Origin of the sequence: Kitasatospora sp. NPDC096077, from assembly GCF_040303245.1 — a bacterium.
Lineage (GTDB): Bacteria > Actinomycetota > Actinomycetes > Streptomycetales > Streptomycetaceae > Kitasatospora.
The window spans coordinates 175615-198714 of record NZ_JBEOSV010000006.1 but is presented as its reverse complement, the minus strand read 5'-3'; the positions used below and the strand labels follow the sequence as shown (position 1 = coordinate 198714).

General features: G+C 73.8%; 27 protein-coding genes. 14 read left to right on the top strand and 13 right to left on the bottom strand.

Annotated elements, in window-relative coordinates; translation table 11 throughout:
• Positions 1-19: 19 nt before the first annotated feature.
• From ABTZ03_RS08990 to ABTZ03_RS08980, 3 genes are read left to right on the top strand one after another with little or no spacing between them, the layout of a single operon-like run.
• The gene (locus tag ABTZ03_RS08990; protein WP_350512208.1) at positions 20-259 is read left to right on the top strand and encodes a DUF2277 domain-containing protein; all 240 of its coding nucleotides are present in this window, start codon (positions 20-22) and stop codon (positions 257-259) included.
• A 25-nt stretch (positions 260-284) separates the two neighbouring features.
• Positions 285-521, top strand: coding sequence for a DUF6296 family protein (locus tag ABTZ03_RS08985; protein ID WP_350512207.1), 237 nt, complete (start codon positions 285-287; stop codon positions 519-521).
• A gap of 59 nt (positions 522-580) precedes the next feature.
• Positions 581-865 (top strand): DUF427 domain-containing protein, encoded by a 285-nt coding sequence (locus tag ABTZ03_RS08980; RefSeq protein WP_350512206.1) that lies wholly within the window; start codon positions 581-583, stop codon positions 863-865.
• Positions 866-935: 70 nt separating this feature from the next.
• Here the strand turns inward: ABTZ03_RS08980 and ABTZ03_RS08975 are convergent, their stop codons facing one another.
• From ABTZ03_RS08975 to ABTZ03_RS08960, 4 genes are all read right to left on the bottom strand, one after another.
• A complete protein-coding gene (locus ABTZ03_RS08975; RefSeq protein WP_350512205.1) occupies positions 936-1277 on the bottom strand; it encodes a hypothetical protein in 342 nt (113 codons plus the stop codon).
• 117 nt (positions 1278-1394) lie between these two features.
• Complete coding sequence (locus tag ABTZ03_RS08970; protein WP_350512204.1) at positions 1395-1559, bottom strand: hypothetical protein; 165 nt, start codon at positions 1557-1559, stop codon at positions 1395-1397.
• Positions 1560-1692: 133 nt separating this feature from the next.
• Positions 1693-2904 carry a cytochrome P450 gene (locus ABTZ03_RS08965; protein ID WP_350512203.1) on the bottom strand — a complete coding sequence of 404 codons (1212 nt, stop codon included), beginning with the start codon at positions 2902-2904 and terminating at the stop codon, positions 1693-1695.
• A 102-nt stretch (positions 2905-3006) separates the two neighbouring features.
• The gene (locus tag ABTZ03_RS08960) at positions 3007-3225 is read right to left on the bottom strand and encodes a ferredoxin (protein WP_350512262.1); all 219 of its coding nucleotides are present in this window, start codon (positions 3223-3225) and stop codon (positions 3007-3009) included.
• 284 nt (positions 3226-3509) lie between these two features.
• Between ABTZ03_RS08960 and ABTZ03_RS08955 the strand changes: the two genes are divergently transcribed.
• Positions 3510-3821 (top strand): hypothetical protein, encoded by a 312-nt coding sequence (locus ABTZ03_RS08955; protein ID WP_350512202.1) that lies wholly within the window; start codon positions 3510-3512, stop codon positions 3819-3821.
• Here the strand turns inward: ABTZ03_RS08955 and ABTZ03_RS08950 are convergent.
• A complete protein-coding gene (locus ABTZ03_RS08950; RefSeq protein WP_350512201.1) occupies positions 3808-4413 on the bottom strand; it encodes an SGNH/GDSL hydrolase family protein in 606 nt (201 codons plus the stop codon). The genes ABTZ03_RS08955 and ABTZ03_RS08950 overlap by 14 nt on opposite strands.
• Positions 4414-4610: 197 nt before the next feature.
• On the opposite strand from ABTZ03_RS08950, the gene ABTZ03_RS08945 reads away from it, so the two are divergent.
• The gene (locus ABTZ03_RS08945; RefSeq protein ID WP_350512200.1) at positions 4611-5405 is read left to right on the top strand and encodes a glycerophosphodiester phosphodiesterase family protein; all 795 of its coding nucleotides are present in this window, start codon (positions 4611-4613) and stop codon (positions 5403-5405) included.
• A 7-nt stretch (positions 5406-5412) separates the two neighbouring features.
• On the top strand, positions 5413-6804 hold the full coding sequence (locus ABTZ03_RS08940) for an MFS transporter (protein ID WP_502894415.1): 1392 nt from the start codon (positions 5413-5415) through the stop codon (positions 6802-6804).
• 41 nt (positions 6805-6845) lie between these two features.
• Here ABTZ03_RS08940 and ABTZ03_RS08935 read toward each other — a convergent pair whose 3' ends face one another.
• Entirely contained in the window at positions 6846-7604 is a 759-nt protein-coding gene (locus tag ABTZ03_RS08935; protein WP_350512199.1) for an SMI1/KNR4 family protein, read from the bottom strand.
• A 213-nt stretch (positions 7605-7817) separates the two neighbouring features.
• Here ABTZ03_RS08935 and ABTZ03_RS08930 point away from each other — a divergent pair, with 213 nt between their 5' ends.
• The 4 genes from ABTZ03_RS08930 (at position 7818) to ABTZ03_RS08915 (ending at position 12111) form a co-directional block, all read left to right on the top strand.
• The gene (locus ABTZ03_RS08930; protein ID WP_350512198.1) at positions 7818-8300 is read left to right on the top strand and encodes a GNAT family N-acetyltransferase; all 483 of its coding nucleotides are present in this window, start codon (positions 7818-7820) and stop codon (positions 8298-8300) included.
• A gap of 127 nt (positions 8301-8427) precedes the next feature.
• The gene (locus ABTZ03_RS08925; RefSeq protein WP_350512197.1) at positions 8428-9414 is read left to right on the top strand and encodes a CAP domain-containing protein; all 987 of its coding nucleotides are present in this window, start codon (positions 8428-8430) and stop codon (positions 9412-9414) included.
• Positions 9415-9587: 173 nt separating this feature from the next.
• A complete protein-coding gene (locus ABTZ03_RS08920; RefSeq protein WP_350512196.1) occupies positions 9588-11174 on the top strand; it encodes a sigma-70 family RNA polymerase sigma factor in 1587 nt (528 codons plus the stop codon).
• Between the two features lie 226 nt (positions 11175-11400).
• Positions 11401-12111 (top strand): hypothetical protein, encoded by a 711-nt coding sequence (locus tag ABTZ03_RS08915; RefSeq protein ID WP_350512195.1) that lies wholly within the window; start codon positions 11401-11403, stop codon positions 12109-12111.
• Between the two features lie 64 nt (positions 12112-12175).
• Here ABTZ03_RS08915 and ABTZ03_RS08910 read toward each other — a convergent pair whose 3' ends face one another.
• Both ABTZ03_RS08910 and ABTZ03_RS08905 read right to left on the bottom strand, forming a co-directional pair.
• Positions 12176-12412, bottom strand: coding sequence for a hypothetical protein (locus ABTZ03_RS08910; RefSeq protein WP_350512194.1), 237 nt, complete (start codon positions 12410-12412; stop codon positions 12176-12178).
• 253 nt (positions 12413-12665) lie between these two features.
• A complete protein-coding gene (locus tag ABTZ03_RS08905; RefSeq protein WP_350512193.1) occupies positions 12666-14222 on the bottom strand; it encodes a M1 family metallopeptidase in 1557 nt (518 codons plus the stop codon).
• Positions 14223-14568: 346 nt separating this feature from the next.
• Here ABTZ03_RS08905 and ABTZ03_RS08900 point away from each other — a divergent pair, with 346 nt between their 5' ends.
• Positions 14569-15468 carry a carbohydrate kinase family protein gene (locus ABTZ03_RS08900; protein WP_350512192.1) on the top strand — a complete coding sequence of 300 codons (900 nt, stop codon included), beginning with the start codon at positions 14569-14571 and terminating at the stop codon, positions 15466-15468.
• A gap of 20 nt (positions 15469-15488) precedes the next feature.
• Here the strand turns inward: ABTZ03_RS08900 and ABTZ03_RS08895 are convergent, their stop codons facing one another.
• On the bottom strand, positions 15489-16010 hold the full coding sequence (locus ABTZ03_RS08895; RefSeq protein WP_350512191.1) for a GNAT family N-acetyltransferase: 522 nt from the start codon (positions 16008-16010) through the stop codon (positions 15489-15491).
• Positions 16011-16235: 225 nt separating this feature from the next.
• On the opposite strand from ABTZ03_RS08895, the gene ABTZ03_RS08890 reads away from it, so the two are divergent.
• Positions 16236-17180: a polysaccharide deacetylase family protein gene (locus ABTZ03_RS08890; protein WP_350512190.1), complete on the top strand. Its 945-nt coding sequence runs from the start codon at positions 16236-16238 to the stop codon at positions 17178-17180.
• Positions 17181-17213: 33 nt separating this feature from the next.
• Here the strand turns inward: ABTZ03_RS08890 and ABTZ03_RS08885 are convergent, their stop codons facing one another.
• The 3 genes from ABTZ03_RS08885 to ABTZ03_RS08875 are packed head-to-tail and all read right to left on the bottom strand — an operon-like array spanning position 17214 to position 19879.
• A complete protein-coding gene (locus ABTZ03_RS08885; RefSeq protein WP_350512189.1) occupies positions 17214-17645 on the bottom strand; it encodes a YchJ family protein in 432 nt (143 codons plus the stop codon).
• Between the two features lie 52 nt (positions 17646-17697).
• Positions 17698-19236 carry an FAD-dependent monooxygenase gene (locus ABTZ03_RS08880; RefSeq protein ID WP_350512188.1) on the bottom strand — a complete coding sequence of 513 codons (1539 nt, stop codon included), beginning with the start codon at positions 19234-19236 and terminating at the stop codon, positions 17698-17700.
• Positions 19237-19267: 31 nt separating this feature from the next.
• The gene (locus ABTZ03_RS08875; RefSeq protein ID WP_350512187.1) at positions 19268-19879 is read right to left on the bottom strand and encodes an acyl-CoA-like ligand-binding transcription factor; all 612 of its coding nucleotides are present in this window, start codon (positions 19877-19879) and stop codon (positions 19268-19270) included.
• A gap of 202 nt (positions 19880-20081) precedes the next feature.
• Here ABTZ03_RS08875 and ABTZ03_RS08870 point away from each other — a divergent pair, with 202 nt between their 5' ends.
• The gene (locus ABTZ03_RS08870; RefSeq protein WP_350512186.1) at positions 20082-20465 is read left to right on the top strand and encodes a hypothetical protein; all 384 of its coding nucleotides are present in this window, start codon (positions 20082-20084) and stop codon (positions 20463-20465) included.
• A 63-nt stretch (positions 20466-20528) separates the two neighbouring features.
• Here the strand turns inward: ABTZ03_RS08870 and qcrB are convergent, their stop codons facing one another.
• A complete protein-coding gene (qcrB, locus tag ABTZ03_RS08865; protein WP_350512260.1) occupies positions 20529-22151 on the bottom strand; it encodes a cytochrome bc1 complex cytochrome b subunit in 1623 nt (540 codons plus the stop codon).
• A gap of 410 nt (positions 22152-22561) precedes the next feature.
• Between qcrB and ABTZ03_RS08860 the strand changes: the two genes are divergently transcribed.
• Positions 22562-22888, top strand: a complete 327-nt coding sequence (locus tag ABTZ03_RS08860; protein ID WP_350512185.1) for a hypothetical protein — start codon at positions 22562-22564, stop codon at positions 22886-22888.
• Positions 22889-23100 lie beyond the last annotated feature (212 nt).

The window sequence follows — 23100 nt, the reverse complement described above, 5'->3', positions numbered from 1 at the left end:
GGCGCGCGAGACTGGGGGCATGTGCCGCAACATCAAGACGCTGCGCCCGCCCGTCACGCCCGACGCCGACGAGGAGGACTTCCGCGCGGCCGCGCTGCAGTACGTCCGCAAGGTGTCCGGGTTCCGGGCCCCGGCGGCGCACAACCGCGAGGCCTTCGACCGGGCCGTGGACGCGGTGGCCGAGGCCACCGCCCAGCTGCTCGGGGAGCTGGAGGTCCGCGGCTCGCACGCCCGGGCCGTCGGGGCCGCGGCGCAGTGACAGCCGCCGACACCAGGAGCCGGTCATGAAACCCGCCGACCGTTACGCGCTCACCTTCCCCGGCACCCCCGGCACCCAGGCCCCGCAGGACGTGGTGGAGGTCACCCGGACCAGCGCCAAGGGCCCCGGCGGGCACCCGGTGTACGAGGACGCCAGCGGGATCGTCCGGGCCGAGATCAGCGACGCGGGCGAGGTCCGGATGCTCGCCAGCGGCGGCCACCAGACCCCGCACCTGCCGGTGCACGCCCACCCGCTGCCCTGAGCCCCGGGATTCCCCCGGAAGCGCCCGCCGGGCGGCCGCCGGTGGGGCACAATCGCCGCATGACCACAGCGAGTTGGCAGGGCACGGTCGTCGCCGAGAGCGCGGACACCGTCGTCGTCGAGGGCAACCACTACTTCCCGGCCGAGTCGGTCCGGGCCGAGTTCCTGCGGCCCTCCGACACCACCACGGTGTGCGGGTGGAAGGGCACCGCCGGCTACTACACCGTGCAGGTGGACGGGCACAGCAATCCGGACGCCGCCTGGTACTACGCCGACCCGAAGCCCGAGGCCGAGCACATCCGGGGCCGGGTGGCCTTCTGGCGCGGGGTGGAGATCACCGAGTAGGTCCCGCGCGGGATCCACTCGGTGATCCGCCGGTTCGGCCGCTTTCGCCGGTTCGGTCGGTCCGGCCGGTTCAGCCGCCGAGGGCCGGGGGCGGGGCGACCGCTCCGCGGCCGGCCTTGACGCCGTTCACCATCGCCTGGTGGATGGCCCGGGCGGTGCTCTCGTCCGTCGCGCTCACCGGGCTGCCGGAGACGGTGTACCAGTCCAGTGCGCCGGTGTACTGGACGGTCAGCCGCGCCTCGCCGTCCACCCACGTGGTGTGCACGGTGAGGTCGCCGGAGATCGGTCCGATCTCGGTGGTGGTGACCCCGCCGGGGCCGCTGATGATCGACTGGGTGGTCCAGGTCGCCCACGAGGTGCGCGGGTCCGTGGGCGGCCGGGCGTGCCGGTTGCTTTGATCGTGTTCGGTCATGCGCCTATCCTCCCCCGCCGGTGAGCCGCCGCCGCGGCAGCGACACCTGCGGTCACAGGGACCGCCCGGTTCTGCCGGGCGGTCCGATCGGTGTGCTCGGAGCGGTGTGCCGGACGGTCAGGACTCCACGCCGGGCTCGTCCAGCATGGGGTCGCCCTCCGCCTGGGAGGTGTCCTGCGCGTGCAGGTTCTGCATCGAGGTGATGCCCTCCTCCGGATCCGCGGCGCGGACGTCCTCCTCGCGGTCGGTGCTCACCCCGGAGCGTTCGCTCATGTCGGTCATCGCGGGCTCCGTCTCCTCGGCCGGCCCCGGCACGCCCGAACCGCAGGCGCGGCCTGGCCGGGTCTGTCCCTCACCCCTCCAGCCTGCCTCGGCCCGGGCGGCGGGGCCAGCCGGGTTCACCGCCCCACCCGGTTCACCAGGTCACGGGCAGCGACCGCATCCCGTAGATGAACGACTCGGTGCGGAACTCGCGCTCCCCGGTCAGCCGCAGCCCCGGCAGCCGCCGGAACAGCGTCTCCAGTGCGATCTGCAGTTCGGCGCGGGCCAGCGGCTGGCCCAGGCACTGGTGCACACCGAAGCCGAAGGCCAGGTGCCGCCGGGCGTCCCGGCCCAGGTCCAGCTCGTCCGTCGCCCGGTGGTCGGTGCCGCCGAACACCTCCTCGTCCCGGTTGGCCGTGGACAGCATCGCGATCACGCCCTCCCCGGCCCGGACCGTCACCCCGCCCAGCTCCACGTCCTCCACCGCCACCCGGGGCAGCCCGGTGTGCACGATGGTCAGCAGGCGCAGCAGCTCCTCGACCGCGCCGGGCAGCGCGGCCGGGTCGGCCAGCCTGGCGATCTGCTCCGGCTGCTCCAGCAGCAGTGCGGTCGACAGCGAGATCATGTTCGCGGTCGTCTCGTGCCCGGCGATCAGCAGCAGGACGCCGGTGCCGGCGACGTCCTCCGGGGTCAGGTCGTCGCGCACCGCGAGCCGGCTGAGGATGTCGTCCTCCGGGTTGGCGCGCTTGCGGGCCGCCAGACCGGTCAGGTAGTCCAGGACCTCCTCCTGGGCCTTCCGGAGCTGCTCCACGGTGCTCTCCTGGCTGAGCATCGTGCGGCTCAGGCCCTGGAAGCGGTCGTGGTCCTCGTACGGCACGCCGAGCAGCAGGCAGATCACCAGCGAGGGCACCGGCAGCGCGAAGTCGGCGACCAGGTCGGCCGTGGTCCGGTCCGCGGTCATCCGGTCCAGCGCCTCGTCCACGATCCGCTGGATCTCCGGGCGCAGCGCCTCCACCCGCTTGACCAGGAACTCCCCGGTGACCATGCGGCGCTGGCGGGCGTGCTCGGGGTCGTCGAGCCGCAGGAAGGTCGGGTTGTCGGTGACCAGCTTCTCGCGGGCGCCGGCGACCAGCAGCGGGAAGGCCGGGTGGCGCACATCGGCGCTGAACCGGCGGTCGGACAGCACGGTGCGGACCTCGTCGTAGCCGGTGACCAGCCAGCAGAGCTCGCCGTCGGGCAGCTCGGCCCTGGTCATCGATGCGGTGGCGGCGGCCCCGGTGTACGCGGGCGGCGGGCCGAACGGGCAGCCGCCGGAGTGCGGGGCCGGCAGCAGCGGGACGGCGGGGGCGGTGGGTGTGGTGGTCACGGTGGGGGTCTCCTCACGTCTCGGGTGTCCTCGTGGGGTGCAGGGGGCCCAGGAAGATTCCCGACGACCCGCGGGGCCCGCGGGGCCGGCGGGCGGGGCCCGTCAGGCCCCGGTCTGCGCGGGATCGTCCTCGACGACGGTGATCGCCCGGCCCGGGCAGAGATCGGCGGCGATTCTGACGTCGTCGAACTGCTCGGGCAGCAGCACTGCCTGACGTGCCGTCACCAAACTGTCCCGGTCGTCCTGGTCGAAGACCGTCGGGGCGTTCATCACGCACATGCCGGAGCTACAGCAACGGTCCCGGTCGACGCTCACCTGCATGTCGGGCACCTCTCGCCAGGGCGGCGCCGGCCGTCCGGTGGCCGCCTCTCGTTGTCACGGTCAACCTAATCGCCACTGGTCCGTCCACGGAGGGCTACGGCGGCCGGATCGAGAATGGCCGAAACGGCTCCCAGCTGTGAACGCCGTTGCGGCGCAATGCGTTTCCCTTACACGGTACTTCGCCGGACGCCCGGCGGACACCGTCGCGCGGCCGGCCTCATCGGCCCGCCGCCCGGCGAAGTAGCCTGTGTCCTTCGATGGTTGATCCGGCGAGGGGAGCGACGGTGTCGATCGAGTTCGTGCGCCGGGTGGACGGCCTGACCTACCGCTACCGCCGGGACGGCGAGTTCAACGGCAGGCCGATGTTCAAGCGCCTGGACCTCGACCTGTGGTGCCGCTGGCTGCCCGAGCGCGGCTGGTGCACCGTGACCGTGGACGGGACGGCCAACGGCTGGCCGCTGTCCGGCCGCACCGGCGAGGGGGCGTTCCCGACGCTCGGCCCCTGGCGCAGCTGGAAGGCGGGCAAGTCCTACCTCTACGACCTGCGCGGCACCGACGGGCCCGCGGCGGGAACCGGGGGCCTCACAGCTCGGTGAGCTCGCCCAGGCCCAGGGTGCGCAGCGTGTGGTCGGCCAACTGCCGGTGACCGGCGGCGTTGGGGTGCGCGGGGTCGTCCAGCCACGGGATCGCCTCGCCGTCGGGGAACGCGGCCAGCCAGTGCGCTTCGTGGTCGACGAGCAGTGCGCCGGTCTCGGCGGCGAGTTCGCGGACCACCCGGCAGTACGCGGGCAGCTCGGCGCGGGCCGCGCGCCCGGCGTGGCTGACCACCAGGGGTGTGTGCAGGACGATCTGCGCGCCCGCGGACCGGGCGATGATCTCGCGCATGGCGTCGCGGAACCGTTCCAGCCCCTCCAGCCCGGCGCGTGCGTCGTTGGTGCCGAGCGACAGCGACAGCACGTCCGGTGCGAACCGTCCGACGAGGAGGTCGTACGCCCCGAGCACGTCGGTGGCCCGCCAGGAGCACACGCCGGTGTTCACCACCACGTCGGTCCGCCGGCCCAACTGCCAGCAGATCCGCTCCTGGACGTGCTCGACCCAGCCGCGCGCGCCGTGGGTGTGGTAGGCGGCCTGGGTGATGCTGTCCCCGGCCATCACCCAGGTCATCGGTCCGTCCGAAAGCCCGACCATGTGATGTTCCCCCTCATGCGTTCGTCCTGTCCTGACGTCCAACCGCAACGATGGGGAAGTGGATCTTATTCTCGGCGGCCCGTCCGGCAGTCGCCGTTACTGCTTGACAGGGTGCGTAATACTGTAACGCGCGCGGTCCGAGGCGCCGTCGGAGCGGGCGGCGCCGGCGTTCCCTCCCCTGCAGCTCGGAGCACCACATGCACCCCTTCCTCGACCACCCGGGGCCGCTGGCCTTCGCGCACCGGGGCGGTGAGCTCGGGCACCCGGAGAACTCCACGGCCGCGTTCGAGGCGGCCGTGGCGCTCGGGTACCGCTACCTGGAGACGGACGTGCACGCCACCGCGGACGGTGTGCTGGTGGCCTTCCACGACTCCCGGCTCGACCGGGTGACCGACCGCGCCGGTGCGGTGGCCGAGTTGCCCTGGGAGACCGTCCGACGGGCCCGGATCGGGGGCACCGAGCCGGTGCCGCTGCTGGAGGACCTGCTCGGGGCGTTTCCCGCGGCCCGCTTCAACGTGGACGTGAAGGCGGCGCCCGCCGTCGGCCCGCTGGTCGAGGCGATCCGCCGGACGAACGCCTGGGACCGGGTCTGCGTCGGCGGCTTCTCGGACAGCCGGATCGCCGCCGTGCGGGCCGCCGCCGGCCCCCGGCTGGCCACCTCACTGGGCCCGCGCGAGGTGGCCCGGCTGCGGCTGCGCTCACTCGCCGGCCGGCTGCTGCCGGAACCCCGGACGCCGTTCGCCGGGATCTGCGCCCAGGTGCCCGAGCGCCACCGGGGGATCAGGGTGGTCGACCGGGCCTTCGTTCGGGCCGCGCACCGGCTCGGCCTGCAGGTCCACGTGTGGACTGTGGACGATCCCACACGGATCCGGGCTCTCCTCGACCTGGGTGTGGATGGCATCATGGCCGATCGCATCGACGTCCTGCGGGACGTCCTCGGCGAGCGCGGCTGCTGGACGGACGGCGGCGGCGGCTCCAGCACGGTGGAATAGAGGCCCCATGAGCACCACGGACCACTTGCCGGACGACGTCTCGTCGCCCACGGCAGCCGCCGGCGACGGTCGTGAACTGCGTCGGATGCAGTTCGGCTGGTACATCAACGACTGGGCGAACGCCGCCTTCTCGGCCACCGTCCTGACGGTCTTCCTCGGTCCGTACCTGACCGACGTGGCCAAGAACGCCGCCGACGCCTCCGGTGACGTGCACCCGCTCGGCCTGTCGATCCGCGCCGGATCGTTCTTCCCGTACACGGTCTCCTTCTCCGTGCTGATCTCGGTCGCGGTGATGCTGCTGACCGGCACGGTCGCCGACCGCACCGGGCGGCACAAGGAGCTGATGTGCGGCTTCGCCTACCTCGGGGCGCTCGCCACGATGGGGATGTTCTTCCTCCAGGGCGACGACTACCTGCTGGGCGGCGCGCTGCTGGTGGTCGCCAACATCGCCTATGCGACGTCCGTCGCGCTCTCCTACGCCTACCTCCCCGGCCTGGCCACCCCCGACGAGCGGGACGCCGTCTCCTCCAAGGGCTGGGCCTACGGCTACGCGGGCGGCGGGCTGCTGCTGATCGCCAACCTGGCGCTGTTCCAGGGCCACGAGGCGCTCGGGCTCTCCTCCGGCACCGCGGTGCGGATCTGCCTGGCCTCGGCCGGCCTGTGGTGGGCGCTGTTCACGATCGTCCCGATGCTGCGGCTGCCGTCCCGGGCCGGCGCCGTCCGGGCGCGGGCCGCGGCCACGCCCGACCAGCCCGCCGCGGGCAGCCTGCGCGAGCTGGGCCGCACGCTCAAGGGCATGCGCAAGCACCCGCTGACGCTGCTCTACCTGGCCGCCTTCCTCTGCTACAACGACGGCATCCAGACCGTGGTCTCGCAGGCCTCGCTGTACGGCAGCGAGGAGCTCGGCATGGAGCAGGGCACCCTGGTCGCCGCCGTGCTGATCGTGCAGATCGTGGCGATCGGCGGCGCGCTGCTGCTGGGCCGGATCGCGCAGCGCTACGGCGCCAAGCGGACCATCCTGGGCTCGCTGGTCGGCTGGGTGGTCACGCTGGCGCTGGGTTACTTCATGCCCGCCCACCAGCCCGCCTGGTTCTACGCCCTGGCCTGCATGATCGGCCTGGTGCTCGGCGGCAGCCAGGCGCTGTCGCGCTCGCTGTTCTCGCACCTCATCCCGGCGGGCCGGGAGGCCGAGTACTTCAGCCTCTACAAGGTCAGCGACCGCGGCACCAGCTGGATGGGCCCGCTGGTCTTCGGCCTCGCCTACGAGATCACCGGCAGCTACCGTTCGGCGATCATCTCGCTGCTGGTCTTCTTCGTGATCGGGTTCGCCGTGCTGGTGAAGGTCCCGGTCCGCCGGGCCATCGAGGCCGTCGGCAACCCGGTGCCCGAGCGGCTCTGACCCCCTGGGGGCGGGCCGGAGTCCGCCCCCCGGAGCCGGGTTCACCGGTCGGCGATCAGTCGGCCGACACCTTCCAGGAAGTCCTCCAGGGTGTCGGCGACGAGCTCGTAGTCGCCGTCGTGGGAGGGCGTGGTCGACCGCCAGACCCGTCCGGTGTGGCCGGTCGCGAACAGGCGGCCGCCGCCGTCGCTGCCGAAGACCAGCGCCAGCCGGTCGCCCTCGACGGCGGGGGTGCCGAATTCGAGGATGTGCCCCGCCACCGCCCCGGGCGGGTGGAGGAAGTAGCCGTTGTCGACGTCGGGCAGGGACGCCCGGTCGAGCACCCGGTGCAGCGTCGCCAGGTCGGGGGGCACGGGCAGCAGTTCGGCGAGTTCCGCCGCGGCCCGCCGGGTGTGGTCGGTCGCCGGGGCCACGGTGTGCTCGCCCGGCGGGAAGCCGTACCGCGCGGCGAAGGAGCGGGTGAACCCGGCGAGGGCCGTGGCGGTCTCCGCGCACCAGCTCCGCAGCCACTCCGGGTCGAGCTGCGGGCCGGGCAGCGGCAGGGGGTTGGCGAGGTCGATCGTGATGGACCGGCGCCGGCCGGCGCCGCGGCGGGCCGTGCCGGGGCCGGCCCCTTCCCCCTCGCCGGCCCCTTCCGCCTCTTCGGCCCGGGCGTTCGCGAGCTCCCGGGCGGCCATGGCCCGCAGGCGCGCCTTGCCCTCCTCGTCGGCCTCCTGCTCGCCCGGGTAGAGGACGATGTGCTGGGCCCCGTCCTCGTCCTGCCAGCTGTAGCTGTGGTACCGCGTCGTCGGTTCGTCCACTGCCGGGAACCTCCGTTCCGTGCCGTCGAGGTGACCCACCGTAGGCGATGGGTTACGGCGAAGGGCCATACGGGGGGCCATATTTCACCCTTCCGGGGCACCGACGGAATGGAGCGCGGGGCGGGCGGTGTTGGCCGCGGTGGAGATCGGCGGGGCACCGGCGGTCCGTCATGCTGGGTCGGCCCGCCCGTTGGACCGTACGAGGAGACCGAGTTGAGCAGCACCGCAGCCGTGCACCCCTGGACCGTCGGCGCCCCGGAGGCCGGCGACTATCCGCGTTGGCGTGAACTCTTCCGCGGGTACTGCGAGTTCTACCGGGTGCCGATGCCGGAGGAGAAGGCCGAGCTGGTGTGGTCCTGGCTCAACGACCCGGCGCACGAGCTGGAGGGCCTGCTGGTCCGGGACGCCGACGGGACGCCGGTCGGGCTGGCGCACTTCCGGCCGTTCTCCCGGCCGCTGCACGGCGCGGTCGGCGGGTTCCTGGACGACCTGTTCGTGACGCCCGGGGTGCGCGGCGGCGGGGCGGTGGACCTGCTGCTGGCCCGGCTGCGGGAGATCGCCGCCGAGCGCGGCTGGAACACCGTGCGCTGGATCACGGCGGACGACAACCACCGGGCGCGCAGTAAGTACGACCAGGTCGCCACCCGGACGATGTTCGTCACCTACGACATGGCCCCGGGGAACGGCGTCGAGTGAACCCGTGACCGGGCCGCCGGATCCTCGTTCGGATCTTCGTACGGACTTTCTGTTATCGACGCTCCGCCGGAGGGTCTCCCAGGTGTCGGCACCCGATCAGCCGGCCTGGACAGAAAGCAGTGGCCACGTGAACAGCGACGACAGGACGACCATCATCCCGGTGACCGGCGGCGGGAGCGGCGGTCACGGCCGCCCGGGTGGCCGGGCCGCGCGGCGGGCCGCCCAGCGTCATGCCGACCGCGGCCACGGCCGTCGGAGGCGTGGGCGCGGCGGGTTCGTGCCGGTGACCGCGGTCGTCGCCGCCGTGGCCGGGACGGGCCTGATCGCCGCGCTGGCCGGGGCGGGGTACGCGGCGTTCGGCGGCGGGCAGGCGGACCGGGACCTCGCCGGGCAGGCGGCCGCGGCCGACTCGCTGATCGCCGCCGAGGTCGGGACGCACGACGGCATCCAGGTGCCGGGCGCCGGGGGAGCGGGCCCGGCGGGCGCCGAACCGCCCTCGGGCAGCCCGACCGCGACCGACCCGTCGGCCACCCCGAGCCCGACGGCCACCGCGACCGCCACGGCCTCGCCGACGGTCCAGCCCACCCCGACGGCGACCGCGACGGCCCGTCCCACCGCCACCGCCAAGGCGAGCCCGACGGCCACCCGCCCGGCCGCGAACGGCACTTCGGTGGCCGCCCAGCGGGCCGTCGCCGCACCCGCCGCCGCGCCGGCCGGCGGTGGCGCCGCCCCGGGGTACGCGCAGCAGGTCGTCGACCTGGTCAACGTCGAACGCGCCAAGGCCGGGTGCGGCCCGGTCAGCGCCGAGCCCCGACTGGCCAGCGCGGCCCAGTCGCACAGCGACGACATGGCCGACCGCAACTACTTCGACCACGCCAGCCCGGAGGGCTACCACGCGGACCACCGGATCGAGGCCACCGGCTACCGCTGGAGCACCTGGGGCGAGAACATCGCCCGGGGCCAGAAGGACCCGGCGGCGGTGATGGACGCCTGGATGAACAGCCCGGGCCACCGCGCCAACATCCTGAACTGCGCGTTCAAGCAGCTCGGGGTGGGCGTGCGGACCGGCACCGACGGCCCGTGGTGGACCCAGGTGTTCGCCGCCCCGGCCTGATCCGGCGTGATCCGGCCTGTCCCGGCCTGATCCGGTCGCTCCGGGCGGGCGCGATGCGACCCCCGGGCAGTCCGATTTTCCGATTCCGCGCACATTGTTGTTATCTGATCACTCCCCGCAGGTCTCCGAGGAGGCAGCGGCGGACGGACAGACGGCAAGACGGAGTGCGGACCATGAACGCTGATGTGCAGAACAGGACCGGGACGACCCTGGTACGCGCGGCACAGGCAGGTGACCGGCAGGCCCAGGAGGCCCTGGTCGCCGCCTGGCTGCCGCTCGTCTACAACGTGGCCGGCCGCGCCCTGGGCGGCCACGCCGATGTGGACGACGTCGCCCAGGAGACCATGATCCGTGCCCTGGACGGCCTGGACGGGCTCCGCGACCCGGAGTCCTTCCGGTCCTGGCTGGTCGCCATCACCATGAACCAGGTCCGTCGCCGTCATGCCGCCGGACAGCAGCAGCCCACCGTCGGCGGTCTGGACGAGACCTGGGAAGTCCCCGACCCCCGGGCCGACTTCACCGATCTGACCATCCTGCGGCTGGGCCTGTCCGGCCAGCGCCGGGAAGTCGCCGAGGCGACCCGCTGGCTGGATCCGGACGACCGCGAACTGCTCGCCCTGTGGTGGCTGGAGGCGAGCGGCGAGCTCAGCCGCGCCGAGCTCGCCGAGGCCCTCGACCTGACCCAGGCGCACGCCGCCGTCCGGGTCCAGCGGATGAAGAAGCAGCTGGAGGCCGGCCGGGTCGTGGTCCGCGCCCTCGGCGCCTATCCGCGCTGCCCCCAACTCGTCGAGGTCACCGCCGGGTTCGACGGCACCCCGAACTCGGTCTGGCGCAAGCGGATCGCCCGGCACATCCGTGGCTGCGCCGACTGCGACGGCCTGGGCCGCGACCTCTTCCCCGCCGAGGGCCTGCTGGCGGGCCTCGCCATGGTGCCGCTCCCGGCGGCCTCGCCCACCCTGCTGCACCTCCACCACACGGCGGCCACCGCCGCGACCGCCGGGCATGCGACGGCCGCCGGGAGCGGCGCAGGGGCAGGGGCAGGTGCGGGCACGGGTACCGGCGCGGCCACCGGCTCCGGCGCGCACGGCGGTTGGGCCGGCACCGCCGCCCGCAAGGCCGTCCTGGCGAGCGGCGCGGCCGCCGCGGTGGCCGTCACCACCCTCGCCCTGGTCTGGCCCCAGCAGAGCGAGCCGCCGAGCACCGCGGTGCCCGAACCCACCGTCCCGGCCGCGGCCCTGGAGACCGCGGCGGCCGCCCCCGCGACCCCGTCGGCCACCCCCAGCGCCACGCCCACTCCGACGCCGACCCCCAGCGCGACCCCGACCCCGACGCCCTCGCCCACCGCCGCCCGGTCGACCGCCGCCGCGCCGCTGCCCAACCAGGAGCGGCAGTTGGTGGACCTGGTCAACGCCGAACGCGCCAAGGCGGGTTGTGCCCCGCTACGGATCGACCCCCGGCTGCACGGCACGGCCCAGAAGCACGCCGACGACATGGCGGCCCGCGGCTTCTTCGACCACGTCAACCCCGACGGCCTGCGCCCCGACGCCCGGATCACAGCGGCCGGCTACCGCTGGTCGCAGTGGGGCGAGAACCTCGACCGGGGTCCGACCACGGCGGCGGGCGTCTTCGCCCGCTGGATGGACGGCGGCATCCACCAGTCCAACATGCTCGACTGCGGCTTCAAGGACATCGGCGTCGGCGTGGCCGGCAGCCCGGCCGGCCCCCTCTGGACCCAGGACCTCGGCGCCCCGATGCCCTGACCGTCCCCGTAGTCCCTTCCGTCTCAGGCACCCTGACGATTCGTCAGTCGGGCCCGGTCCGCTTCCGCGACCGGGCCCGGCGCGCGTTTCCGGCCATCTTCTGTCATGCCCATGCTGGGCACTTTGGATCGTTCCAATTATTGCTAAGGTCGCACCAGTTCCACCACCGGGCGTTCACACGATCACCGTGCGGACGCGAAGGACCTGTTGATGGGAATGGTGTGAAGTGAACGAACTGGATCACCGACTGCCGGACCGTTCGCCCTGGGCGACCCTCCGGGGTCGACTCGTCGCCGCGCTGGGGGTGGTCGCACTGATCGCGGCCGTCCTCACCGGCGCCGCCGCCGGCACCGCCTCCGCCGCACCCGCCGCGGCCGGGACCGGTTGGGTCTGCAGCAACACGAACGTGCCCCCGGGCTACGTCCTCACCAACCACACGAACAACGGCTGCAACGGCGCCGGCATGTGGTTCCAGCAGCCCGTGCAGAACGGCATCTGGACCTGCGCCACCTCGCCGATCCCGGCCGGCTACGTGCTCTCCGGCCACCGCCCCACCGCCTGTGACGGCTACGACTCCTGGTACATGCGGTTGCCCGTGGACGGGCTGTGGACCTGCGGCACCTCGCCGATCCCGCCCGGCTACGTCATCACCGGCCACCTGAACAACGGCATGGGCTGTCAGAACATCGACGCCTGGTTCATGCAGCTGGCCAAGGACGGCCTGTGGACCTGCGGCGGTTCGCCGATCCCGACCGGCTACGTGAACACCGGCCGGAACATCAACGGCTGCGGGGGCGTCGGTGCCTGGTACCAGGTGGTGGCCAGGCCCGGAACGCTGGTCTGCGGGGGGTACGCGGTGCCGCCGGGCTACCGCCTCGGCAACTTCAACGCCGCCGGGTGCAGCGGTTTGGGCGGCTGGTACCTGGTCCGCACCTGAGCCGACCGGGGTTCGGGGAGGGGCACCGCGAGCCCTCCCCGAACCCCGGGGCGCTGCCGAGGCGCTACGCCGGTGTGACCGGGGCCAGACCGTCCGCCGAGCCCGTGACGTACCCGGTGGCCTGCCCGACCACGCCGCCCGCGTCCCCGACCTGCCCGGGCACCGCGCCCGGCGCGGTGGTCAGCGGACCGGGCGTCCCGTCCTGGCCGCCGACGGCACTGGCGTGCGCACTCGGCGCGGTGAGCGAGGCCACCACACCCACGGCGAGCGAGGCGACGGCGAGAAAGCTGCGCTTCTTCATGGCCGGTCCAACGACCGTGCGCCACAAGGGTTACGGGCCGCCGGGGGATCCGCGACGGCCCGGGGAGAGCCTGGACGGCCCGCGTGCCGGCCGGGGCTAGGCCGGGCGGCAGGCGGGCCGTGGGGACCACCATGGCCCGTGCACTCCCGGAGGGCCAGGGGCGCACGGGGGCGCCCGGACGCGTGAGGTGGCGCGCTCCGGTGGGCGAACGGCGGCAGACCGTCCGAAAACCGACCGGAGCGCGCGAACGCGCTCAGATCGTCCCGGTGCCCTCCGACGCCCCGCGCCCCACCGCCCGCGCCCCGTCGACCGGAGCGGCCGGAGCGGCCGGCGGAGTGGTCGGCGGAGTGGTCGGCGGAGTGGTCGGCACCGGCGTCACCGTCCAGTCCGGGTGCCCCGGCATCGGCGGGGTGCTCCGCCCGTACAGCCAGTCGTCCAGGAAGCCGCCGAGGTCCTGCCCGGACACCTCGGAGGCGGTGCGCACGTAGTCCCGGGTGGTCGCGTTGCCGTGCCGGTGCTCGCGCAGGAAGGTGCGCTCGATCCGGTCGAAGGCGGCCGCGCCGACCTTCTCCCGCAGCGCGTAGAGCACCAGGGCGCCGCCGGTGTAGCGCTGGTCGTCGAACAGGGTGGCGGCGGTGGGGGAGGCGACCGGGCCGGAGTCGTGCCGCCACTGGTCGCCGAGGCCGTAGATCCGGCGCATCCGGGCGACCAGGGTGGTGTCGCCCCAGGCGTCCGGCCAGCCGCGTTCGTAGCGGTAGGTGAGGCCGTAGAAGTCCGCGTGGCCCTCGTTCAGCCAGAGGTCGGCCCAGGTGGCGGGGGTGACGCTGTCGCCGAACCAGGAGTGCACCAGCTCGTGCATCATGTGCGAGCCGATCTTCGGCTCGGCCTGGCGCAGGAAGTTCGGCTTGTAGAGGGTGAGGGTCTGGGTCTCCAGCCCGGTGAACCCGAAGGCCGCCGGGTCGTCGGTGTCGGCCGGCAGGATGCCGTAGGACTCGAACGGGAACGGCCCCAAGTGCCGCTCGGCCCACTCGATCTGGCCGGCGGTGAGGTCGAGGGCCGGGGCGAGGTCGGCGACCCGGGCGGTCGGGACGACGTCGCGCAGCGGCAGCCCGTGCGGGCCGGGGCGCTCGCGCACGGTGTAGTCGCCGACCGAGACCTGGACGAGCTCGGTGGCCATCGGCTCGCGGGAGACGTACCGCCGGGTGGTGCGGCCGTCGCCGAGCGGCTCGGTCGCCGTCAACTCGCCGTTGGCGACGCCCCGCAGGGCGTCCGGCGCGGTCACCGCGACGGTGAAGCGGGCCTTGTCGCCCGGGTGGTCGTTGCAGGGGAAGACGGTGTGGGCGCTCGCGGGCTGGCCGGCCACCGCGAAGCCGTCCGGGGTCGGCACCCAGCCGGTGTGCGGCAGCGCGGCGCGCGGGTCGGCGGAGTACTCGACGGTCAGCCGCGCGGTGGCGCCCCGGTGCAGCGGCCGCGCCGGGGTGACGGTCAGCTTCTCGTCGTGGGTGGCGAACCGGGCCGGGCGCCCGTCGACCCGGACGGAGCGGACGTTCAGCCCGAGCGCGTCCAGCGACAGCTCGGCGAGGTTCCGGGTGGGCCGGGCGGTGATCACCGCGGTGGCGTCCACGGTCCGGGTGTCGGCCCGGTAGTCGAAGGACAGGTCGTAGGCGAGGGCGCGGTACCCGGTGTTGCCGAGCGTGGGGAAGACCGGATCGCCCAGCCCGTCGGAGGCGGTGGCCTGCGGAGCACTGGCGGACAGCAGCGCCGCGCTGAGCACGAGCGCCGGGACGAGGGCGGTGCGGGGCCTCGACAAGGGTGATCACCACTTCCAGGGGCCGGGACCCGGAATCCCGGGAGGGCGGGAGGCGGTGCGTGGGCGACGCACCGGGCACGGATGCTAGTGGACCGTCAGCTCCCGCCACCGGCGAACGGCTCGGACCGTGCCGACACGCGGACGTCCCCCGGACGGCCCACGGTGCTGGCGGCGCCCCCGGGCCGGGGCTAACGTTCGAAGTGCTCCGCCCCCTGACGGACGGGGCCACGGCCGTCGGAGAACCTGGCCAGGTCCGGCGGCCGTACTCATGCGCCCTGACGGTTCGCGGGCGCCGCCGCGTAGGCTGACCGGACGACGCCCGCGAACCGGATGCCAGGAGCCCGCCGTGACCAGCCCCGCCGCACCCCTTCTGGTGATCGGCGAGTGCGTCGCCGACATCGTCCGCACCGACGGCGCCCCCGACCGGGTCCACCCCGGCGGCAGTCCGGCCAACGTCGCGTACGGCCTGGCCCGGCTGGGCCGGCCGGCGGTGCTGCTCACCGAGCTGGGGCCGGACGCCAACGGACGGCTGATCCGCGACCACCTGGAGTCCGCCGGGGTGGAGGTGCGGGCCGCCGCCGTGGCGCGGACGCCCTCGGCGCTGGTGCGGTTGGACGGGCAGGGGCGGGCCGAGTACACCTTCGACATCGGCTGGACCCTGCCGCCGACCGACCTGTCGGCCGCCCCCGCCGCGATCCACCTCGGCTCGATCGGCGCGGTCACCGAACCGGGGGCCGCCGCGGTGCTCGCCCTGGTGGAGCGCTGGCGCGGGCGGGCTCGGGTCAGCTACGACCCCAATGTGCGTCCCGCGCTGATGGGCGAGCGGGCGGCGGCCGTCCGCCGGGTCGAGCGCTGCGTGGCGCTGAGCGACCTGGTCAAGGCGAGCGACGAGGACCTGGACTGGCTCTACCCGGGCGAGCCCGTCGAGGCGGTCGCCGAGCGCTGGCTCACCCTCGGCCCGAGCACGGTCGCCGTCACCCTCGGTGCGGCGGGCGCCCTCGCGCTCACCGCGGACGGCCGTCGGGAGCGGGTGGCGGCCGTCCCGGTCCAGGTCGCGGACACAGTCGGCGCCGGGGACTCCTTCATGGCCGCCCTGCTGGACGCCCGGAGCCGCGGCGCCGGGCTCGCCGAGGGCCTCACCCGGGCCGTGACCGCCGCCGCGCTGACCGTCTCCCGCCCCGGCGCCGCTCCGCCCTCGGCCGCCGAACTGGCCGAGGCCGTCGAGCGCCGGGCGGCGGCTTCCTAGGGCCTCAAGTCGCCAGGGCCTCAACTCGCCTGCTGGGGAACCTCGGTGAGGTCCTTGCCGTACCAGACCTCGGAGTAGGGCCCGGTGTCGCCGTAGGCCGGGATCTCCCGGTAGCCGTGACGCAGGTAGAGGGCACGGGCCTCGACCAGGTCGAGCCGGGTGTCGAGGACGATCCGCTCGGCGCCCAGGGACCGGGCGGCCAGGTCGACGGCGGCGAGCAGTCGGGCGCCGCCGCCGGTGCCGCGCAGGCCGGGGCGGACGAAGACCCGGGTGAGTTCGACGGTGGTGGCGTCGTAGCGGCGCAGACCGGCGCAGGACTGGGCGGCGCCCTCGTACCGGCCGAGCAGGAAGAGGCCGGTGGGGGCGGCCAGGTCGTCGCTGCGGGACTCGGCGAGGCCGGACTCCAACTCCTCCGGGGTGCCCTCCCGGCCCAGGTGGAGGCGGTAGTAGCGGTTGGCCACGTCGTAGTAGTACTCACGCAGCAGCTCCAAGGCCTCGGCGGAGGTCACGTCGGCCGTGGTGATGGTCCAGGGGTCGGTCATGCGCGCATGATCCTTTTCCGGTGGCCGTGGCCGCAAAGGGTTTTCGGGCCGAGCGCCGGGGCGCGACCCGTGGGGGCGGCCGTGCGCGGCGGGTTCGGCAAAGGAACGGCAAGGCGGGCGGCGTGCCGTTGCCCCGGGTGGGTGACGGGGGGATTGACGGGGGTCCCCGGCGGGGGAGCAGTAGCAGCTATGAACGGACCATCAGTTTGTCGCACTAGCCATGGTTTGAGTGGAAGTCAGCAGCGGCGCGGCGCCCGCACCGGCCTGCTGGCCACCGTCTGTCTCACCGCGGTGCTCGCCGGCTGCGCCGGACCCGCCGCCCAACCGAAGCCCGCCCCCGCCGCGGGAGCCGCCGGCAAGGTCGGCGCGGCACCCGAGGCCGCTCCGCTGCTGCTCCCCGGGCTGGCCCGCCAGGAGGAGGAGGGCGGCAACGCAGCGGAGGCCCGCCAGGCCGACGCGGCCGGCGCCGCCCTGGCGGCCGCGCAGCACTGGGGCCTGGACCGCCCGCCGCTGAAAGCCCCGCCCCGCCCGGCCACCCGGGCCGCCCTCACCCCGGTGCAGGGCGTCAAGCTGAAGGACGGCCGCCCGCCCGTGGTGTTCCGGGTGCCGACCGAGGACAAGGTGGTCTTCCTGACCGTCGACGACGGCTACGAGAAGGACCCGGAGTTCTCCAAGATGGCCGCCGAGCTGGGGATCCCGCTCAGCGCCTTCCTCTCCGACTACCTCGTCCGCGACAACTACGGCTACTACCGGGACCTGCACAAGCAGGGCGTGGAGATCAACAACCACACGATCAACCACCGCAACCTCAAGGTCCTCGACTACGAGACCCAGCGCCAGGAGATCTGCAACCAGCAGGACCAGCTGGAGCAGCAGATCGGCGTCCGCCCCCGGCTCTTCCGGCCCCCGTACGGCGAGTACAACGACGACACCCTGCGCGCGGCCGCCTCCTGCGGGGTGCAGGCGGTGCCGCTGTGGAACGAGGAGGCCTTCCCGGACCACATGGAGTGGCGCTACGACGACCGGAAGCTGCACCCGGGCGACATCATCCTCACCCACTTCCGGGGCGTCTCCGACTGGAAGGCCACCATGCCGGACCTGCTGCGCAAGGTGGTCAACGACGTCACCGCGGCCGGCTTCTCGCTCGGCCGCCTGGACGACTACCTGTAGCCGGGGAGCTCGGGGGAGCTCAGGGGGGGGGGCTCAGCCGAGCGAGAGGGCGTCCAGGTACACCCAGGCGCCCTCGTGCCGGACGAACCGGCTGTGCTCGCTGAGCACGCCCTGCTCGGCGCCCTCGGTCCAGTGCGCCCGGAAGGCCACGGTGCCCTCGGCGTGGAAGGCGCCGCCCTCGCTGGTGGAGACCACCTCCAGCGCGGTCCAGCGCAGCGCCGGGTCGAAGTCGACCTCGGCCGGCCGGGTGTCCGGGTGCCAGGTGCGCAGCAGGTAGGCCTCGTCCTGGGCGGCGAAGGCGCTGAACCGGGAGCGCATCAGCGACTCGGCGGTGGTGGCCTGCGCCTGGCCGCGGTGCAGTCGGCCGCAGCAGTCGCCGTAACCGGCGGGCAGGCCGCACGGGCACGGGGAGGACGGCAGCAGCCGGGGAGCGGCGGGGCGGGGCTCGGAACGACGTCGGGACATGCCGTCCATTGTCCCCCACGGCTCCCGGGCGTCCGCGGCCGGGCGCGGACGCTCAGCCGAGGGGCTCGCCGAACCAGGTGCGCAGCGCCCGGTCCAGTCCCTCCCGGTCGGCCCGGTCGGGGGTGCAGGCCCAGGCCACGTACCCGTCCGGGCGCAGCAGCAGCGCTCCGGCCGGTCCCGCCGGTCCCGCCGGCTCGGCGGTGACCGCGTCGATCCGGTCCTTCCATGGCTCCGCCAGGTCCGCGAGGCCGAGACCGCCGCCGGTCAGGTCGAGCAGCAACGGCCGCCCGGTGCGGGCGAGTTCGGCCAGCCGGGAGCCGCCGAGGTCGAGCTCCGGGGCGAAGCCCCCGGCGAGCGGGTGGGGGCAGCCGGTGTCGTGGCGGACGTCGCTGCCCGCCATCAGGGCGCCGATCCGGGCCAGGTTGTCGTCGTGGGCGAGCAGTTCGCCGACCAGGGCGCGCAGCGCGGTGACGGCCGGGCCGGGGGACATCAGGGCGGTCTGCGCCTGGGAGTGCATGAACACCCGCTCGCCGACCGGGCGGCGTTCCTGCTGGTAGCTGTCCAGCAGTCCGGGCGGAGCCCAGCCGCGGACCTCGGCGGCGAGCTTCCAGCCGAGGTTGACGGCGTCCTGGAGGCCGAGGTTGAGGCCGGGGCCGCCGGTGGCGGAGTGCACGTGGGCGGCGTCGCCGACCAGCAGGACGCGGCCGTCGCGGTAGCGCTCGGCGAGCCGGGTGTTGTGGCCGACGGTGCGTCGCGGGGTGTACCGGCCCGGGGTGGCGGCCGGGGCGAGTTCGACGTCGGCGCCGGTGACCCGGTGGATGCTGGCGCGCAGCTCGTCCAGGGTGAGCGGGGACTGCGGGTCCACCGGCGGTCCGCCCCACTCCATGGTGGCGATCATGACGGTGTCCGGGCCGAGCGGCGCGAGGACGAAGACGCCGTGGTCGGTGCGGGTGTGGGTGTACGGGTGGAACGGGGTGGGGCAGCCGGGCAGCAGGTAGGCCCCGTTCTCCGTGCCGCGGATCCCCTCGGGCGGCAGCACGTGGGCGACCCGGGAGACCGGGTCGGTCGAGGTGACGCCGGGGAAGCCGATCCCGGCGAGCTTGCGGACGGTGCTGCGGCCGCCGTCCGCGCCGACCAGGTAGCGGGTGCGCAGCCGCTCGGCGCCGTCGGGGCCGTGGAGGTCGACGGTCACCCCGGTCCCGTCCTGGGTGAAGCCGGTGAGTTCGTGGCCGCGGCGTACGGTGACGCCCAGTTCGCGGGCGCGCTCCTCCAGCACCTCCTCGATCCGGTGCTGGGGCACCGGCAGGGCGTGCAGCGGGTTGGCGTCGAGCCGGTGCAGTTCCAGCGGGAAGGCGGCGAACGCGAAGCGGGGTATGGGCTGCGGCGCGCCCGGGGTGCCGCCGAGCGGCTGGTGCAGGCCGCGGTGGTCGAGCAGTCGGACCACCTGGCCGACCAGCCCGTTGGCCTTCTGCTCGCCCGAGCGCGCGGGCAGTCGGTCCAGCACCACCGGCCGCACCCCGGCCAGTGCCAGTTCGCAGGCCAGGAACAGGCCGACCGGGCCGGCGCCGGCGACGACGACGTCGTTGGTCATCTCGAAATCCCCCTCTGAGACGGTTGGTGGATCAGCGCGACGGGTCGGGCAGCCCGGCGGCCACTTGGCGCAGTGCCTCGGCGAACACCGCCTTGAAGGGCAGTACGGGATCGGCGCCCAGGTAGTGCTCGTTGGCGACCTGCAGTGCGGAGAGCGCGGTGGCGGCGACCAGTCGCGGGTAGAGGTCCCGGTCCGGGTCGGTGCCGGTCCGGGCGGCCACCGCCGCGATGAGCTCGGTGCGGGTGTCCGCGCTGCCCCGCACCAGTTCGGCCTGGAGCGAGGGTTCGCGGAGCAGCAGCCGTACGGCGGCGACCCAGTGCGGATCGGGTGCCTGGTCGGCGCCGTCGAAGGGCTCGACCAGCGACTGGGTCAGTGCCTCCCAGAGCGGTTCCTCCGCGGGCCGGGCCCGCAGGGCCTCGGCGGCCCGGAGGATCCGGTGGCGGTGTCGGAAGACGATCGCCTCGGCCTTGCTGGAGAAGTAGTTGTTGTAGGTGCGCGGGGACACCCCGGCCGCGGCCGCGATGTCCTCCACCCGGACGTTCTCCAGGCCCCGTTCCACGGCGAGCCGCAGTGCCGCCCAGCTGAGCGCCTCCCGGGTCTCGGCCTTCTTCCGTTCCCGCAGCCCGGGCTGCCCGTTCGTCATGGCACCACTCTTCAGGAAAGGTGCGTGCCACGCAATAGTGCGTGGCACGCAAGTTTCCCCGGGGCTTCCGGGGCTGGGCGAGCCGCCCCCCACCTGCGGTTCGTCGCTGGTAGTAGTTGCGTGCTCGCGGAGCGAAGCGCCGCGGGAGCCCGTTCCCGCAGGAATTCCGGCGGGACGGCCCGACAGGAACTGAGGAGCGGTCATGGGTGGCAGACAGCGTCCGCCGCGGGCGCGGACCCCGCGCCGGAACGGCCGGGTGAACCCCCGGGTGGAGATCGCCCGGATCGAGGGCTTCCTGGCCTGGGAGGCGGAGGTCGCGGCGGCCGGCCGGGACGCCCGGGCCTTCGCCGCGCAGTTCCCGTGGCTGCCGGAGGCGGAGCGGGAGAGCCTCGAACAGGCCTACGCCGCCGACCGGTTGCGCTACGCCGAGGAGGTCGTGGACCGCGCCGTCGAGCGCTGCCGCCGGCTGGCCGCCCGCTACCGCGCCGAATGCCGTCGGATCTGCACCCGCTGGGCGGCGCTCTGCCTCTCCGTCACCGTGGCGGCGGCGCTGTTCGCCGTCGTCCCGGCGGCCCTGCGGGGCTGACCGCGCACGAGGAGGGCCCGCTGTGCCGTCGCCGGCGCAGCGGGCCCTCCTCGTACCGGGGGATCAGTGGTGGCCGTGGCCGCTGGTGATCTCCTCGTGCTCCTCGACGGTGGGCTTGGCGATCTGGCTGCCCTCGCCGTAGAAGCCGCGGGACAGCTTGGCCCGGGTGCGGGTCCACAGCCCGGCCCTGCGGGCCACGCCGTTCTCGTCCACCTCGGGCTCCAGCTCGACCGGCTCGGGCTGCTCGTGCGCGGTGAGGGTGTACAGCCGGCCCTGCGGCAGCGGCGCGTGCACCTCGACGAACTCGCCGTGCTGCAGCCGGTTGATGACGCCGGTCTCCCGGCCGTGCAGCACCTTCTCCTTGTCCCGGCGCTGCAGGCCCAGGCACCAGCGCTTGGTGATCACGAAGACCACCACCGGGACGGCGAAGAACCCGGCCCGCACCGCGTAGGTGATCGCGTTGATCGACAGGTGGAAGTGGGTCGCCAGCAGGTCGTTGCCGCCGCCGGCCAGCAGGATCAGGTAGAGGCCCATCCAGGCCGCGCCGAACGCGGTGCGGACCGGGTGGTTGCGCGGACGGTCGGCGATGTGGTGCTCGCCGCGGTCCCCGGTGACCCAGGCCTCCAGGAACGGCCAGCACCAGATGGCCAGCAGCACGCTCGGGAAGACCACCAGCGGGATGAACACCCCGAGGTTCAGGGTGTGGCCGCCCCAGACGCTGATCTCCCAGCCGGGCATCACCCGGACCAGGCCCTCGGAGAAGCCCATGTACCAGTCGGGTTGGGCGTCCGTGGACACCTGGTCCGGCCGGTACGGACCGTACGCCCAGATCGGGTTGATGGTGGCGATCGCCGACATGACCGAGACGATGCCGAAGACGAGGAAGAAGAAGCCGCCGGCCTTGCCCATGTAGACCGGCATCAGCGGCATGCCGACCACGTTGTCGTTGGTGCGGCCGGGCCCGGCGAACTGGGTGTGCTTGTGGTAGAAGACCAGGATCAGGTGCGCCGCGAGCAGGCCCACCATGATGCCCGGGATCAGCAGGATGTGGACGGTGAACAGCCGCGGGATGATGTCGGTGCCCGGGAACTCGCCGCCGAAGATGAAGAACTGCAGGTACGTGCCGACGATCGGGATGGACAGGATCGCGCCCTGCATGAAGCGGATGCCGGTGCCGGAGAGCAGGTCGTCCGGCAGCGAGTAGCCCATGAAGCCGTCGAACATGCCGAGGAACAGCAGCAGCGCGCCGAAGACCCAGTTGATCTCGCGGGGCTTGCGGAACGCGCCGGTGAAGAACACCCGCAGCATGTGGGTCAGCATCGAGGCGATGAAGACCACGGCCGCCCAGTGGTGGATCTGGCGCATCAGCAGGCCGCCGCGGACCTCGAAGCTGATGTTGATGGTCGAGGCGTAGGCCTCGGACATCCGGATGCCCTTGAGCGGGACGAACTGGCCGTCGTAGACGACCTCGCCCATGCTCGGGTTGAAGAAGAGGGTCAGCCAGACGCCGGTCAGGATGATGATGACGAAGGTGTAGAGCGCGATCTCGCCCAGCATGAAGGACCAGTGGTCCGGGAAGATCTTGCGCAGGTTGGCCTTGGCGAGGGAGTAGATGCCGAGCCGGCCGTCGGCCCAGTCGGCGAGGGCTTCGGCCTGGTTGGCCGGTTTGGCGCGGGTGCTGGTCACCGGTCCCGGCTGCGACTGCTGGTCGGTTCTCACGACGGGCTCCCCGGCTTTCCAGGCGTGCCGGGGCGGAGGCCCGCCGGCGGGAACGCCGGCCGGCGAAGTGTTGTGATCATGGGACCTCTCGATACGGGCCCGCCGGGCGGACCGGCGCGCGGACCTGGGCGGTTCACTGGACCCGTTGCTCAGGGTGATGGAGCGCTTACTCTGTCATGCTGTCGGCAGGGGGCCGACTGTGCACGTCCATCGGGCCGTCCGGCCGTGCGTGTCGGGCCGGATGGGGGTCGCTGACGCCCGATCGGCTGGCCGCCGGTCGGGGTGGGGCGGGGGCGATGCTGCGCTCGGGTGCAGCTGAAGCGTTTCGGCGCGCGCCGCGTCCGGGCGCCGTACGGGCCCAGGCCTACGCTGCGCCAATGGTGGATCACCGTGAACTCTTCGAGGACGTCACCGAGGCCCTGGCCCACGCCGGGTTCCGCACCGCGCCGGGCGCCTCGCCGCTGTCGATCGACCGTCACCCCGAGGGCGTGGTGGTCGGCTGGAGCCCGGGCGCGGAGGCGGCCGGGCCGCCGTCCGGTCCGGCCCGGGCGGCGGTGAGCGGGGCGGCCGCGCTGGTCCTGCGGGAGCGGGGCCTCCTGGTCACCGAGACGGAGGAGGGGGAACTGCTGGTGCGCTGCGCCGAACCGGTGACGGTCCCCCCGGAGCCGGATCCCGGGGCGGCGCCCGAGCAGTGGTGGGGGTGACGCAGGTCTCTTTCCGGGGGTGGCGTGCGCAGAGTTGGTCATCGCATGGGTGTTCCCATACCGAACCCTTACCTGAAGCGGGGGTGCGGTTGACCGGCGCGGCTCTAAGGTTTGCCTAAGCTAAGCGGAGCGCCCTGGACCCTCGGGTCCGGGGCGTTCGCCGTGCCGTTCCGCCGCCACCGCCGGTGGAGCGTCGAGGACAGGTACAACCC

Excerpts from the sequence above, each read along its gene's own strand:
- ABTZ03_RS08990 (WP_350512208.1), top strand. The coding sequence starts at position 20 with ATGTGCCGCAACATCAAGACGCTGCGCCCGCCCGTCACGCCCGACGCC.
- ABTZ03_RS08985 (WP_350512207.1), top strand. The coding sequence starts at position 285 with ATGAAACCCGCCGACCGTTACGCGCTCACCTTCCCCGGCACCCCCGGC.
- ABTZ03_RS08980 (WP_350512206.1), top strand. The coding sequence starts at position 581 with ATGACCACAGCGAGTTGGCAGGGCACGGTCGTCGCCGAGAGCGCGGAC.
- ABTZ03_RS08975 (WP_350512205.1), bottom strand. The coding sequence starts at position 1,277 with ATGACCGAACACGATCAAAGCAACCGGCACGCCCGGCCGCCCACGGAC.
- ABTZ03_RS08970 (WP_350512204.1), bottom strand. The coding sequence starts at position 1,559 with ATGACCGACATGAGCGAACGCTCCGGGGTGAGCACCGACCGCGAGGAG.
- ABTZ03_RS08960 (WP_350512262.1), bottom strand. The coding sequence starts at position 3,225 with ATGCAGGTGAGCGTCGACCGGGACCGTTGCTGTAGCTCCGGCATGTGC.
- ABTZ03_RS08950 (WP_350512201.1), bottom strand. The coding sequence starts at position 4,413 with ATGGTCGGGCTTTCGGACGGACCGATGACCTGGGTGATGGCCGGGGAC.
- ABTZ03_RS08945 (WP_350512200.1), top strand. The coding sequence starts at position 4,611 with ATGCACCCCTTCCTCGACCACCCGGGGCCGCTGGCCTTCGCGCACCGG.
- ABTZ03_RS08940 (WP_502894415.1), top strand. The coding sequence starts at position 5,413 with ATGAGCACCACGGACCACTTGCCGGACGACGTCTCGTCGCCCACGGCA.
- ABTZ03_RS08920 (WP_350512196.1), top strand. The coding sequence starts at position 9,588 with ATGAACGCTGATGTGCAGAACAGGACCGGGACGACCCTGGTACGCGCG.
- ABTZ03_RS08910 (WP_350512194.1), bottom strand. The coding sequence starts at position 12,412 with ATGAAGAAGCGCAGCTTTCTCGCCGTCGCCTCGCTCGCCGTGGGTGTG.
- ABTZ03_RS08895 (WP_350512191.1), bottom strand. The coding sequence starts at position 16,010 with ATGACCGACCCCTGGACCATCACCACGGCCGACGTGACCTCCGCCGAG.
- ABTZ03_RS08885 (WP_350512189.1), bottom strand. The coding sequence starts at position 17,645 with ATGTCCCGACGTCGTTCCGAGCCCCGCCCCGCCGCTCCCCGGCTGCTG.
- ABTZ03_RS08880 (WP_350512188.1), bottom strand. The coding sequence starts at position 19,236 with ATGACCAACGACGTCGTCGTCGCCGGCGCCGGCCCGGTCGGCCTGTTC.
- ABTZ03_RS08875 (WP_350512187.1), bottom strand. The coding sequence starts at position 19,879 with ATGACGAACGGGCAGCCCGGGCTGCGGGAACGGAAGAAGGCCGAGACC.
- ABTZ03_RS08870 (WP_350512186.1), top strand. The coding sequence starts at position 20,082 with ATGGGTGGCAGACAGCGTCCGCCGCGGGCGCGGACCCCGCGCCGGAAC.
- ABTZ03_RS08860 (WP_350512185.1), top strand. The coding sequence starts at position 22,562 with ATGGTGGATCACCGTGAACTCTTCGAGGACGTCACCGAGGCCCTGGCC.